This window comes from Candidatus Nomurabacteria bacterium (assembly GCA_023898665.1).
In the GTDB taxonomy this organism is placed as follows: domain Bacteria; phylum Patescibacteriota; class Saccharimonadia; order Saccharimonadales; family HK-STAS-PATE-42; genus HK-STAS-PATE-42.
The window spans coordinates 650,547-664,398 of sequence record CP060233.1 but is presented as its reverse complement, the minus strand read 5'-3'; the positions used below and the strand labels follow the sequence as shown (position 1 = coordinate 664,398).

General features: G+C 38.4%; 14 protein-coding genes and 2 tRNA genes. 8 read left to right on the top strand and 8 right to left on the bottom strand.

Annotated features, from left to right (window positions below; genetic code table 11):
- Positions 1–2 precede the first annotated feature (2 nt).
- Positions 3–78, bottom strand: a tRNA-Gly gene (locus H6799_03705).
- Positions 79–93: 15 nt separating this feature from the next.
- A tRNA-Phe gene (locus H6799_03700) sits at positions 94–169 on the bottom strand.
- A 57-nt stretch (positions 170–226) separates the two neighbouring features.
- Between H6799_03700 and ruvA the strand changes: the two genes are divergently transcribed.
- Positions 227–793: a Holliday junction branch migration protein RuvA gene (gene ruvA, locus H6799_03695; protein ID USN97442.1), complete on the top strand. Its 567-nt coding sequence runs from the start codon at positions 227–229 to the stop codon at positions 791–793.
- Positions 794–799: 6 nt separating this feature from the next.
- On the opposite strand, the gene H6799_03690 is transcribed toward ruvA, so the two are convergent.
- Together H6799_03690 and H6799_03685 are read right to left on the bottom strand one after the other, a co-directional pair.
- The gene (locus H6799_03690) at positions 800–1,348 is read right to left on the bottom strand and encodes a hypothetical protein (protein USN97441.1); all 549 of its coding nucleotides are present in this window, start codon (positions 1,346–1,348) and stop codon (positions 800–802) included.
- 3 nt (positions 1,349–1,351) lie between these two features.
- Positions 1,352–1,933, bottom strand: a complete 582-nt coding sequence (locus H6799_03685; protein ID USN97440.1) for a hypothetical protein — start codon at positions 1,931–1,933, stop codon at positions 1,352–1,354.
- Positions 1,934–2,005: 72 nt separating this feature from the next.
- Between H6799_03685 and xth the strand changes: the two genes are divergently transcribed.
- Complete coding sequence (gene xth, locus H6799_03680; protein USN97439.1) at positions 2,006–2,806, top strand: exodeoxyribonuclease III; 801 nt, start codon at positions 2,006–2,008, stop codon at positions 2,804–2,806.
- A gap of 1 nt (position 2,807) precedes the next feature.
- Positions 2,808–3,584: a hypothetical protein gene (locus H6799_03675; GenBank protein ID USN97438.1), complete on the top strand. Its 777-nt coding sequence runs from the start codon at positions 2,808–2,810 to the stop codon at positions 3,582–3,584.
- Between the two features lie 21 nt (positions 3,585–3,605).
- Here H6799_03675 and H6799_03670 read toward each other — a convergent pair whose 3' ends face one another.
- From H6799_03670 to H6799_03655, 4 genes are all read right to left on the bottom strand, one after another.
- Positions 3,606–4,661: a hypothetical protein gene (locus H6799_03670; protein ID USN97437.1), complete on the bottom strand. Its 1,056-nt coding sequence runs from the start codon at positions 4,659–4,661 to the stop codon at positions 3,606–3,608.
- A 45-nt stretch (positions 4,662–4,706) separates the two neighbouring features.
- On the bottom strand, positions 4,707–5,408 hold the full coding sequence (locus H6799_03665) for a hypothetical protein (protein USN97436.1): 702 nt from the start codon (positions 5,406–5,408) through the stop codon (positions 4,707–4,709).
- Positions 5,409–5,489: 81 nt separating this feature from the next.
- Complete coding sequence (gene secG, locus H6799_03660) at positions 5,490–5,705, bottom strand: preprotein translocase subunit SecG (protein USN97435.1); 216 nt, start codon at positions 5,703–5,705, stop codon at positions 5,490–5,492.
- Positions 5,706–5,805: 100 nt separating this feature from the next.
- Positions 5,806–6,714, bottom strand: coding sequence for a rhodanese-related sulfurtransferase (locus H6799_03655; GenBank protein ID USN97434.1), 909 nt, complete (start codon positions 6,712–6,714; stop codon positions 5,806–5,808).
- Positions 6,715–6,802: 88 nt separating this feature from the next.
- Here H6799_03655 and rpmH point away from each other — a divergent pair, with 88 nt between their 5' ends.
- The 5 genes from rpmH to H6799_03630 all read left to right on the top strand — a co-directional run bounded on the left by rpmH (position 6,803) and on the right by H6799_03630 (position 13,851).
- Positions 6,803–6,940: a 50S ribosomal protein L34 gene (rpmH, locus tag H6799_03650; GenBank protein USN97433.1), complete on the top strand. Its 138-nt coding sequence runs from the start codon at positions 6,803–6,805 to the stop codon at positions 6,938–6,940.
- 28 nt (positions 6,941–6,968) lie between these two features.
- Positions 6,969–7,382, top strand: coding sequence for a ribonuclease P protein component (rnpA, locus tag H6799_03645; GenBank protein USN97432.1), 414 nt, complete (start codon positions 6,969–6,971; stop codon positions 7,380–7,382).
- A gap of 139 nt (positions 7,383–7,521) precedes the next feature.
- On the top strand, positions 7,522–8,427 hold the full coding sequence (locus H6799_03640) for a hypothetical protein (GenBank protein ID USN97431.1): 906 nt from the start codon (positions 7,522–7,524) through the stop codon (positions 8,425–8,427).
- Positions 8,428–8,440: 13 nt separating this feature from the next.
- Complete coding sequence (locus H6799_03635; GenBank protein ID USN97430.1) at positions 8,441–10,372, top strand: DUF87 domain-containing protein; 1,932 nt, start codon at positions 8,441–8,443, stop codon at positions 10,370–10,372.
- 23 nt (positions 10,373–10,395) lie between these two features.
- Positions 10,396–13,851 carry a D-alanyl-D-alanine carboxypeptidase family protein gene (locus H6799_03630; GenBank protein USN97429.1) on the top strand — a complete coding sequence of 1,152 codons (3,456 nt, stop codon included), beginning with the start codon at positions 10,396–10,398 and terminating at the stop codon, positions 13,849–13,851.
- Position 13,852 lies beyond the last annotated feature (1 nt).

Below are 13,852 nucleotides of genomic sequence, written 5' to 3'. Positions count from 1 at the left end.
ATTGGTGCGGGTACCGGGACTCTAACCCGGGACCTCTTCCTTGGCAAGGAAGCGCTCTAACAGCTGAGCTACACCCGCATAGCAAAAAGAACTTGGTGGCGCCACCTGGACTTGAACCAGGGACACAAGGCTCTTCAGGCCTCTGCTCTACCAACTGAGCTATAGCGCCTCATCAAGTTCTAACCCTTAAGATTATACCAAAAGCTATGTTAGACTTAAAATTACCATGATTGCACTACTCGAGGGAAAGGTCGTAAAGAAAGATATTGACTCACTTGTCTTATTTAACGATGGAGTTGGCTATAAGATCTTCTCGACAGAAGCTCAAATAAATCAACTTAATTTAGAAGATGGTGTTAAACTTTGGATTCACGAAAACATCAAAGAAGATAAACACGATTTATTTGGATTTGCGGATGTAGCAGAATTAGAACTTTTTGAAAAACTTTTAAGTGTAAACGGAGCCGGCCCCAAGGCCGCTCTTGCTGTTTTAAATATCGGTAGCATATCTGATCTTAAAACTGCTCTTGTTAATTCTAATGCTAAATATATTCAACAAGCTTCTGGTGTAGGCAAAAAACTGGCCGAAAGATTAATCTTAGAGCTTTCTGGAAGGCTAAGCGACACAGCTCTTATCGATAATGCAGGTAAAGCCAGCTCTCATGAAGATGACGAAGCTTATCAAGCTTTAATCTCACTTGGTTACTCACCAAAAGATGCTGCTAAAGCTATAGAAGGAATTGATCTAAGCTTAAGCGCCGAAGAGAGAATTAAGATAGCTCTACAGAACTGATATCTATTACAAATATCTTATCCCATGAATATTTGTTTCTTTATAATCTAAAGTATCCGCCATATCTGGATGCATTTCAGAGAAGGATTCATGTGGCACAGGGTATCCGTCTCCAAAATATCTGCTTAATACTATTCCGAGAACCACCCTTTGGTCGGTAATTGACCTTACGCTACTTACCATTTCTTTAACGCATGCATTTGCATAACTTCCGTGCACAACTATAAGTTTAGGGCACAGTGTTTCAATATGCTCACTCAGTGATTCATGTGATGAATGGTCATACGGTTCGCCGGAGCCTTTTTTAGTAGGAATACATAACCTTTCAGGTGTCGAAAACAAATCTGTATACTCTTTATCAGTATCTGGGTGTTTTGGATCTCCCATATAGGGATTGTAAGCTAAAACACCAAATTGAGCTGCTTTCATTTTCTCTTTTATACTTTTTAAGTACGCTAGATAAAATGGGTTAGTATTCTCATCAATTTCTTTGTTTCTGACACGATTTAAAAAGTCTGGATGCACAAAAATGTCAGCTTTTTCATCCTCTGCCATAGGCTACCTTATCTTAAATACTCTATAATCCTCACCTTGTAGGATCTCTCGACCGTTTAGCTCAACACTTCTTATGCGTGGGTTGTCTAGTACAGTGCCCAGCTCGATTCTAGTATCAACGTCTTTTCTCTTAAGGATCGTTATGTCGCCATAGGTGGTATGTTGAGCCAAGTAAGCAGGCTTTTGGTAGGCCATCGCGTTAGCCAGGCCCGCTACAAATCCACCTACACATCCGTTAAAGTAACTACCACTTACAACTATTCTTTGCGGGTTAGATCTTTGTATGATGTCCCATAGCTTTTCACATTGAGCGGAGTTTGCGAGCGAGCCATCTCCCTGGGCGGTCATAACCTTCATGTCGTCTTCGAATTTTCCCCAGAATACACCGTTCTTAGGGCTACTCGGCACTAGGCCTAGGACATCGTGCAACAGAACTGCTCGGTTATTATCATCGGCTTCATCGATCAAGCCTAGAAGTCGGTTTTCGTAACGCGATACAATTGCTGGTATCTCGTCCTCTGCTCTAAGTCGGAAGAAATCAGGATGTAAGAGTATGTTTAGTTTATCAATCGATGTATTCGGCATACTAATATAATTCTAACATATATAGGTACAGCCAGTCAATATAAGAAGAGTTTAGAGTATAATAAAACCCATATGAAACTTTATTCTTGGAATGTTAATGGGATTCGGGCCGGGCTTACCAAAGGCACTTTTTTGAAGTTCATTGAAGAGCACCAACCAGATATTTTATGCTTGCAAGAGACTAAAGCCTCACAAGATCAAGTTGAGATTGATTTACCAGATTACTTTGAGGTTTGGAACTCCGCAAAGAAGAAGGGGTATTCTGGTACAGCAATTTTCTCTAAAACAGAACCACTTAACGTTATCTTAAATTTTCCAGATGAAATATTAAAGAAGTACCCAGAGTTAATCGATGGATATGGGCATACAAATGAAGAAGGCAGGGTTACTGTTGCTGAGTTTGAAGAGTTTTTTGTCGCCACTGTCTACACACCAAACTCAAAGGGAGATTTAACTCGTCTAGAACTGAGACGTAAGTCTTGGGATCCAGCGTTCTTAGAGTATATGCAAATGTTAGAAAAAAAGAAGCCTGTTTTATTTTGTGGAGACCTAAATGTTGCCCATGAAGAGATAGATTTAGCTAATCCAAAACCAAATGTCGGTAAACACGGATTCACAAACGAAGAGCGTGAAGGCTTTTCAGAATTCTTAGCTGCAGGATTTGTAGATACTCTACGTCACTTTAATCCAGAAACACCAGAACTTTACACATGGTGGACACATTGGCAAAATGCTCGAGCCCGCAACGTTGGTTGGCGCATAGATTACTGGCTAATCTCAAAATCATTTTTACCTAAACTAAAAGATGCAAAAATTCATCCAGATGTAATGGGCTCAGACCACTGTCCCGTCTCAATCGAAATAGAAGATTAATATGCCTGGCCTACATCCACTTGATACCACTAACTTAAGCTCAAAATTAAGTTGGGAGAAGCCAGAAAGAAAAGATCAAGCAGGATCGATAGTTATTCTGGGGGGCGTAAGCTTAAAGCTAAAAGAGGTTGATACGATATTTAAGTCAGCTAATAAAGCTGGAATTGGTAACATACAAACTTTAGTCCCAGAATCTCTTGCAAGAGTTTTTAAAAGAGAGGAGCAATTACTCACAGGGTTGATCTTTGATAATTACTATGGCTTAACAGATGTAGGTCAAAAATTGCTACTAGAAGAGTTAGCAATGTCGGATGGATTAATCTTAGCTGATATCGGTAGTAGCTCTGCAACTGAGTATAAACTTGCCCTAGCTATTTCAAAAACATATAAACCAGTCGTAATAACAGATTCTGCAATAAACTTAGTACTACATTATCCTGATGAGATCTTAAACAATGAAAAAATATCTTTAGTAATAAACTTTAAAAATCTGCAAAAAATAATAAAAATTTCAGATGTTAAGTTGACTAAACCTCTCTTATCCAGCTCTTCTTTTAACCAAATAACTGAAGTATTATCAATATTAGATAAACATATTCAGGCAAATATTGTATTGCATGATGAAAATAGAATAATAGCTACCGAAGATAACTTTTATTATTCTCAAAAAACTAACGAATTAAGCTTAGAAGTCGCTGCGCTACTTTTGTGCTGGCAGATTTGGACCCCAAGATTTAAGTTATTAGAACAGCTATACGGAGTAGGCATTAATCAATAAAGCAACATTGATTGTGAATTGCTAGTTTTGATATAACTTCTTCTTTTGACCCTTTATCTGATTAAATAGATCAAAAGCATCTGTGAAGCCGCTGACATAGGTCTGCTGATTAACATCAGGCTGAACCGACCCTGACCTATACATTACTTTTAGACTTGGCACATAAAGAGCAGCGGCAGGTACATCCTCTTTCCATCTTTTTACAAATCTCTCTAGCCTTACATTTCTTTCTGCTGGATTAAGTTTAGATCTAGCTACATCAAGATCGGCGTCATTTGCCGGCGATTTATAATTACTGAAGTTTAAACCTTTAGGGTTGGCCGCATCACTCGACCAGTAAGCATAAGGTTCGGTCGCTTGATTAAGTGATATACCATACACAAGAATGTCGTATCCTTTATTAACAAAATAATTAGACTGCAAATCACTTGATTTAGCTTTTATGATCTCAAGGCTAACTCCAATTTCCTTCCAAGTTTTTGCAAGCTCGTCAACGACTCTAGAGTATTCATCTGAGTCGCCAGTAACAAGATTAAGCCTAAGGGGCTGCCCATCTTTAATAAATTGATTTGAGTTTGTGTCAAGAGTATATCCGGCTTCTGCTATAAGTTTTTTTGCTTCCTCAATATTAATGACAGGCTGTTCAGTATCACCTACTTCTAAAATTGGGGAATAAAGTGGTTTAACTCCACTATTTAAAATACTCAATGATTTTCTATTAATATATCCCGAAAGAGCTCTGCGCAATTTTATGTCCGATAAATAGGGGCTTTTTAAGTTAAAAAAACTAAATACACCAGAACTTAATTTTATTTCAGCTTCTTCTGAATCCTCATTCTTATTAATTTGATTCCCGCTACCGATATACATCTCGATTGAGCCATTATTAAAGGCAGAGTTTAGGTCTTCTCGAGTATTAAAAACTCTAAAAGTTAGTTTTGCTTGAGCAGAATTATCATAGTAGCTCATATTGGGTACTAAACTTACTTGCTGAAAACTTCCGGGTCCATTAATACCCAATGTCGTTTTTGCACTTGATGTTACATCTCCAGCGATTTCAAAGGAACCACTCCCCACGGGGATCTTATTGTAATTTACGGTTGATATCTTATCGCTGTCTACTCATTCAAAAATATGTTTGGGAGCGATCCTGATTTTTGTTAGCAAGTCATCTAAACCACTCACCACTCTAGGGCTAGTGATCTCAAAATTTTTGTTATCAAGAGCAACAACATCAACACCATTGAGAGAATCTCTAAGACTGCTATTTACTCTAATATCTTTAAGCTTAGTAAAAGTAAAAACAATATCGTCAGCAACAATACTCTTTTTGTCATGCCATTTTATATTATCTTTTAGTCTAACTCTAATCTTCTTGCCAGAATCCTCAATAGAATAGCTTTTTGCTAAATCTCCTTTCAGCTTTCCTTCTTGGTCGTACTTTAAAATAGAGCTGTAAATTAATCTGCCAACTGCGGATTCTGCAGGAGTACTTAGTGTCAACGGGTTCAAATTAATTTGTTCGTTCGGATCTTCTATGCCAGCAATAACTTCTCCCCCGCCAACAAATCCTGTGAACCTTCCAGCAGAATTAAGTTTAGAGTAACTTAATAAGCCAAGTACTAAAACAATTAAAAATTTTGCGCTCCAAGAAAATACTAATTTTCTAGCCCTTAGATTCTTAATCGAGTCAGCTTTGCCTACAATATGTCTTCTCGTAGATGTTAGACTTCTTCTATGTATATTCTTGTGTGCTTTATCAACACTTTTTTTAAAGTCAAAATTTTGTGCTAAATTCTTCGGTTTTTGTAACTTTATCTTCATTTTATAAATAGAGAAGTTATGCCATTAAGTTTAAGCTTTTTTGCGAGCTTTAAGCAAGGAAGCTCCTTAAAGGAATACTTTTTAACCCAACAAAATACTTAACATTATGCTACTAACAAATATGACAGCGACAATTATTGTAATTTGGAAGATGTTTTTCTCTACCCCGCGCCTAGCTGTATAGAGTTCACCAGATCCTCCAAAGCCGGCTCCAAGGCTCGCTCCACGAGTTTGCACTAAGATTAAGATAATCATTATAATAGCACTGGCAATTATTGTAATCTCAAATATATTCATAAATTAAGTCTATAATTCTTAAACAATTTTATCATATTTAAGAAGTCACCTCGACCGTATTTAAACAGAGCGTAAAGATCGAGAGAATTAAGAGTGAACTTTACCCTCTTGTTTTATCTTTATGTTTTCTTCCGATGCCAACATTCCCGCACTTTATACACTTAAAACCTTTTTTTTGACAATCAATACAAATAACCTGAAGCTCATTACAATCGGTCGCTTTACAATTTATTTGCTCACTCGTCTTTTTTCCGCATGATTTGCATTCAGCAATGTCATCTGCAAAGTCTAACTTCATTCTATTATCAAAGGTAAAGCATTTACCATTCCAAAATCCTTTGTCTCCAAACTGCTGCCCATACTTTACTATTCCTCCCTCAAGGTGATAAACCTCTTCAAATCCTTTGTCTTTCATATAAGCACTTAAGTACTCGCATCTTACGTCTCCAGTACAATAAGTTAAAACCGGCTTATCTTTCGGGATATCATCTAAATGCTCTTTAATCTCTCTAAATGCATTAATCTTAGGAGCAATTAAATTTTTTGATCCTGCCTTAAATACACCAATTTCACTTTCGTAAACATTTCTTGCATCAAGAAGAGTCACATCTGGATGATTTTCTAAATACTCATGCCATTGCTGGGGACTTAAGCCTTTACTTTTGTTATAAACATCAAACTCTTTTTCGGGATCTAGTGTTACCAACTCTTTTCTAACTTTTACACTAAGCTTAGGGAAGTCATCACCAGTTCCCTCACTCCACTTAAACTGAGTATCTCTAAACTTAGAGCTCTTCTTCATGGCTTTTACATAGAGTTTACAGGCTTCTAAACTTCCGCCAAGAGTTCCATTAATTCCGTGAGGAGCTACTATTATTCTCCCCTTTAAATCTAAATTTTCACAAAGTGTTTTTTGCCAAAGCAGTACAGATTCCGGATCTTCAACCGGAACAAACTTATAATAGAGAAGAACTTTGTATTCTCCTTTTTTATTTTTTTGTTGAGACATAATCTTATAACCTTATTTTAGCAAAAATTATGTACTATCTCGAGCTAAACTTAACTTTTACTAAGAGTATGTGTTACAATATCTTAATATGTCAAAAAGAACTTTCCAACCAAAAAGAAAAAAAGCTAAGCGTAAATTCGGTTTCCGAAAAAGAATGTCTACAGCTGGTGGACGTGCAGTCTTAAAAGCTCGCCGTCTAAAAGGTCGCAAAAAACTCAGCTACTAATATCTCTAATCTGTTAGACTAGAGTTGAATGGTACAAAAACAATTAAGATTCAAGAGTTGGGACGGTTTTATACAGATCGTCTTAAAAAAAGGCTTACCAGCAAGGAGTGAGTCATTTAGCCTTAGAACTTTGCCCAGTGAACACGATTTTATTCAATCACGCTATAAAAAACTAGTTAATACCCGACCTAAGCTTAATTCTGAAATGAAGCTAGCTCCTAAGTTTGCAGTTGTTGTGAGCAAAAAAGTCTCCAAATCAGCTGTAGTGCGTAACCGAATTAGAAGACGTGTATTTGAGTGGATTAGAATTAACCAATCCGATTTTAAAGATGATCAGTTGACGATGGTTTTTGTACATACGGATACGGTTGCAAAAATAAGTTATAAAGAACTGGATTCACAGCTTAATGAATTATTTAAAAAAGCTAAACTATATAACTAGATAAAAGACTAGTCAAATAACTGGAAAACATATCCTGCTTATGCCATAATCATATGGTATAAATCAGTGGAATATAAGCTGCTGAGGCTAGAGGGTAGATGGCCTAGCCAAAAATAATATTAGATACAAAAAGCTAAGCATGAATCCGGTTGGCCCACAAAGCAATCAAACAAACACAAGCCAAAGCAACCAGGGTGGTAATAACTCTGGCGGAGGTCTAAAGGGAGTATTTAATCCACAAAAAAAAGGTCCAAGCGACATTGATAGTTACTTAGCTGATCACGAGGCCCAATTCGATAAAGCAGTAAAAGATAAGTCTAATCGGTATAGCTCTCAAAACTTACTGAAGTTCGCAGAGATTAGAGACGGTTTAGTTATTATGAACGATGGCAGTTTTCGTGCCGTAGTTAAAGCCAAGTCAATAAATTACGATCTAATGAGCATTGCTGAACAAGAGTCAGTCGAGTATGCTTATCAATCTTTCTTGAACTCACTATATTTTAATGTCCAGATTTTAGTTAGATCTAGAAAAATCGACATGGGCCCATACCTCGAAAAACTCGCTAAAATTAGAGGAGAGACAGACAATATGCTCTTAGGGTTATTAATGGAAGATTATATTTACTTTATTTCGAATCTTGTTTCGCAAACGAACATTATGAGTAAAGAGTTCTATGTAGTTGTGCCTTTAGTCCCTGGAGAAGATGACAGAACTAAAGATAAAAATGTTACAGCAACCGCATTTTCTAAACTATTTAAAAAAGAATCCCACGGGCCAATTAGAATGGACGAAGAGAAGCTGGAGAAATCGAAAGTTGAGCTTAGAAATCGTGTACAAGGAGTTGTTAATGGATTACTCCAAATGGGAGTTACTGCTGCCCCATTAAGTACTTCTGAGCTAATCGAGTTATTTTACAATTATTACAACCCTGATACTGCCACACGACAAACACTGCTTGATATGGAAAGCTTAAGTAGCCCAGTCGTCTCAAAAGGAGAAGGCTCAGCACGCCAAGTGCATCTCGAGAAAGCAAGCGAACAATGAAATAAATAGAGTTATGGCATTATTTAATAAAAATCAAGAACGGAATGACCCAATCGACATTGCTCAACAGCAAAGAATAAGAGAACAACAAGAAGTTGAAGCAGCTTTTTTAAGAGGAATTACCGAACTTAGAGATTTCGTGGCTCCAAGCAGCCTAGAGTTCTCCTCTAGTGAATTTAAGCTTGGTACTTATTTTGCCAGAACGATGTACGTCTTTGGCTATCCTAGACAAATTTTTACCGGCTGGTTGTCTCCGATAGTTAATATAGACGAAGAACTTGATCTAAGTATGTTTATATATCCCGTTGCAAGTCAGATCGTATTAGAAAACTTAAGAAAAAAAGTCACACAACTCGAAGCTGGGATTATGATTGACCAAGAAAAAGGTCGAACGCGTGATCCGGGCAAGCAAGCAGCAATCTCAGATGCTGAGCAACTTCGGGACGCTCTTCAAGTTGGCGAAGAGCGCTTTTTCCGTTTTGGTTTATATCTAACGATTTACGGCAAAAGTTTAGAAGAACTAGATTTTATACAGCATAAGGTTGAGACAATCTTAGGCCAACAATTAGTTTACTCAAAAGTTGCAAGCTCCCAAATGGAGGCTGGCTTTAACTCATCACTTCCTCAAAACACTGATGATTTACAAGTAAGACGCAACATGAATACCGGAGCACTCTCTACCAGCTTCCCATTCACCTCTGCCGATCTTACCCAAGAAAACGGAATCTTGTATGGAATTAATATGCATAATAACGGTCTAGTTATCTTTGATAGATTCTCATTAGAAAATGCCAATATGGTAGTCTTTGCAAAATCAGGAGCAGGTAAATCCTTCGCTGTAAAACTCGAAGCCCTTAGAAGCATGATGATGGGAACGGAAGTAGTTATTATCGATCCGGAGAACGAGTATCAAAAGCTAGCCGAGGCTGTAGGCGGTACATATATCCGCTTAAGCCTAAGTTCTACTACTAGAATTAATCCTTTTGATTTACCAAGAGTCGTTGATGTAGAAGAAGCCGATAACGCCCTAAGGGCAAACTTAATCATGCTTCACGGATTATTTAGATTGATGATGGGTGGGCAAGTTAACCCAGTAATGGAAGCAGATCTAGACCAAGCTTTAATTGATACTTACGCTCGTGCAGGTATAACTGCAGATCCACTAACTCACCAATCTCGGCCTCCAACCATATCAGATCTCTACGAGACGCTTGCTCATATGCAAGGTACTGGTCCGGCTATGGCCCAAATGATTCGTAAATACATTACAGGTACATTTGCAGGGATCTTCTCCCAACAGAGCAATATTGATATTAATAATAACTTAGTCGTATTTAATATTAGAGACTTAGAAGAAGAATTACGTCCGGTAGCGATGTATATTGTCTTGAACCACATCTGGAACAAAACTAAGAGCGATAAAAAGAGAAGAAACTTAATTGTTGATGAAGCTTGGCAGTTGTTAAAATATAAAGATTCTGCAGACTTTATGTTCTCTTTGGCAAAAAGAGCCCGTAAGTATTACTTAGGCTTAACTACCGTAACTCAGGATGTTGAGGATATGATGACCGATCAAGCTGGTCGTGCTATTGTCTCTAACGCATCGATGCAACTACTTCTTAAACAGTCTACATCTGCAGTAGATATCCTTCAGCAGGTCTTCAAGCTAACTGACGAAGAGAAGAAAAGGTTAACACAGTTCCCTGTCGGTCAAGGTTTACTGTTTGCTGGCTCCAACCATGTACATGTAAAGGTAGAGGCTAGCCCAACAGAGACTGAGATTATTACAACTGATCCAGCACAGCTTGCCAAAGCAAAAGAAATATCTGCTATGGCAGATGCATCATATCAGCTTCAGCAAGATAACCCAGAACAAAGGTTTGAGGCTGTTAATAGTAATGCTTCAATACAATCTCCAAACCAAGGAGTTTCACCTCAAAACTAAAATTAATAGAGTCAATTTATTAGATGGCTAAACAACAGACTAATAACCGTAACCTACCTGGTGTAAAACCTAAGAGACCAATGCCATTTACCAATGCGCCAGATGGTGACACTTCTATAACCCCAAAAGAATTGGCCGAATTAGATCAAATGGAAGCTGGCTTAAGAGATGGCGTTCTCGCAGTTAAAGATCTAGCCGAAGCCGAATCTAGTAGCTCTAATGTTAATCCTGTTGATGATTTTTATAATGATAATTTTGGTACAGCAAAACAAACAAGTCCAAGCACTAAACAATCAGGCTTTAGGCCGACAATAGGTTCATCGTCGCAAGAAGCGGATGGAGAATCAAGTAAAAAAAAGAGTACTAAAACAAAAACTATCTCGAGTAATTCAGAAGCGCAAAAATTAAGTGATACCATCGATAAATATAATCAACAGTGGATTAAAGATATCGGAGAAAGGATTGATCAAGTAGAAAGTCAGAAAGTTAGTAGACTTAATATTCGTGGTAGAGCAAGAAAGCGAGTTAGAATGCTGGCTCTCGGTGCAGTTTTTGCTATAGCTGTGGCAGTGCCAATAGGAATACTTGGGGTTATTCCTCATGCAATGCAAAGTTGGATACAAAACAAAGTTTCTGCCTATACCGAACGTGCTGTCGATAAGATGGGCCAAAAAGTCCTCTATTCTTATATGAAGAATAGGGTAGCTGTAGAAAAATGTAAAACCGCTTATAATCTTGCCGGAAATGTCGCCGGAATCAATGCATGTAGGCCTAGAATCGAAGAAAGAGACACTCGTTTATCTCAGCTTTTTAACGACTGGCAAGCCGCCAAAATAGAAGATTCTCTCTCTAGAAATGGTGTTAATGTTGAGTATGATTACTCACAAAGAGATTCTGGTAGACCCTATAAGGTCACAATAAACAGGCCAGAATCTGAAGGCGGAAATTTTCAAGCGTCTGGAAAATTTGGTGTCCCAGACTTAGACACTGCAGAGTTTGTTGGCAGAAGGGAGGCATCTTTAATTATAAGAAAGGAGATGAAAGCATCACTTAAAAACGACACTAAGTGGCATCAGTACTTAAAGCGAAGGAACTTAAAAGCGGGCTATTTAAGAGATCTTGGCTTACCCGGCCGAGTCTTTACTCCACAAAAAGTTGCTAAAAAGCTTGACGACATAACAGCGCTAAAGAAAACGGCAACTTCTGATTTTAGAAAATACCTAACTAAATTTGTAGTAAATAAAGGTAATGCGAGGGTCGGTTTGCTTCTTGAGATACTGCTAAGTGGAGAATCTTCAAGGGCAAGTCCTAGTAACCTAATTAAAGAGAATAGGGCGATCGCAGCTGCTGCTGATAGATTGGGCGTTGAAAAAGTAACTGAACTTTTAGATAAATATGGTGGTAAAAGCCTTCAAGAGATTGAAGTACAGATCGTCAAAGATCTAATTAATAAGCTAAATGAGACTTTAGCAGAAAAATTCGGAGAAACTGCAACAAAAGCGATCCCTGTAATTGGTTGGGTTATGTTAGCTCTGACTGTACTGGATGCCTTAGATCTTGCAACAGACGGAACACTGCAGCACTTTATTAGCTCGCAGAACGCTCAATCGATGCTTGATGTTGCAAATCTTTTAGATACAACAATTAGTGAAGAAAAAAGAAGTTATGTAGATCTTCAGTCAGCTGGAGATATGAGACTAAGTTTAATTAATGGACTTGGTAGTAGCAGATTATTTGCAGATATGGTCGGCTACAAGTCAATAAACGGAAAAAAGCCTGCAGGGTATAACTGTAAGCCTAATATATCCATCTCTGATCCTGCGAGTCTTGGCTCCGGAATCGAAGAGATTTTTTCTAAGGGGGATCCATCAAATTTAAAACAAGTTGGTATGGCGGACGACCAAAATACTTGCGAAAATCACAGAGTAGATTACGATCCCTTAAACCCATTAAGTTCATTATTCTCATTCGTACAGAACGGCGCGGGAGCATACCAGGGCTTAAGTACTTACACTAGCGGATGTATTCTATCTTTAGTTGCAAGCGGAGGAATTAATAGTCAACCAGACCTTCCATTTTGTCCAAGTCTTCAAGAAACATATCACGGTGCTCAAGGTGGATTCTCAAGATTAATTAGCTTGTTAAGCTTAGATAGAGTTGCTAATTTTATAGCAGAGATTCCGCCTATAAAAGCACTTATGCAAAATGTTACAGGCTGGATATCAAACGGCCTCACTATTTTGATCACGGGGCAAAGCTTAGCTGGACCAGAGTTACTACAAGGCGGATTAAAAACTGACACAAAATCGGGTGCAAGAATGGTTGATGCTTGGATCGGTGGAGGCGAAGTACAACAATCTGCTTTTGCCAAGGGAGTCGGAGACGGCGGGGGTCTTGGTGGTATACCTCTTACTCCAGATCAAGCAGCAAGCCTTAACCAATCTATAGCTGCCGAAAGGCGGGAGGAGTTAGCTTCAAGTTCATTCTTTGATAGGATGTTCGATATATCTCATTCGGATACTTTAGCTTCAGGATTCATCGGTATGGCTGTAACTGAAGGTGGATATAATAACTTTATAAATCCATTTAATAACATAGCACTTGCATTTAGCGGGGGGTCAAAAACTGCATTTGCAGATTCTAACTCAGATACATGTACCCAAGAAAATAAAAAAGGCCAGGCTATTACAGACTTTGGGGTTATTTGCTATGGCATACCAGATTCATATATTGATGGACTTACGGAAGAGCAGATTCAAGACCTGTCTGATGCAGAAAGATGCGAAGATCAGACTTCTGCTATTGATGCCAAAAGAAAGGCTGCTGAGGACGGAACCGATCCTAATTTGAAAGATCCAGATGGGTCAGGTACATCTACTGAGATAGACGGCTGCAGGCTACTTTGCACGGTTACGGATACAATGGGTACAAACTTCAGAATAGATGACAAAATATGTGGATTCGAGAACTTTGATACAACCAGTTCAGATAACGGTGGTACATCAGATGTTAATGATCAGCCTCTCGAAGGTGCTCTTGGCAAGTGTGAGTCTGTAGCGGTTACGAGACCAAATTCTGGCAAGCCAAAAAACGATATAGAAGTGCAGGTTGTTCCGGGCACTTCAATTGATATACGTGCTGAGTACTGTACTAATGTAGATAACATGGTTAAAGCTGCCGCTGCAGATGGTGTTAAGCTGGACGGTAATGCATTTAGGTCCTACGATGAGCAAGTAGACTTAAGACGAAGAAATTGTGGATCTTCTAATTACGCAATAATTGAAAGACCTCCAGGAGAATGCAGCCCACCAACAGCTCGACCAGGAACTTCAAATCATGAAGGGGGAGTCGCTATTGACTTTAAGGGCTGTAGTACTAGGCAAACTTCTTGCTACAAATGGTTAGCGGGAAACGCTGCTAAATATGGATTTAAGAACTACCCTAAAGAAGCTTGGCATTGGTCAATAAATGGAAGATAGC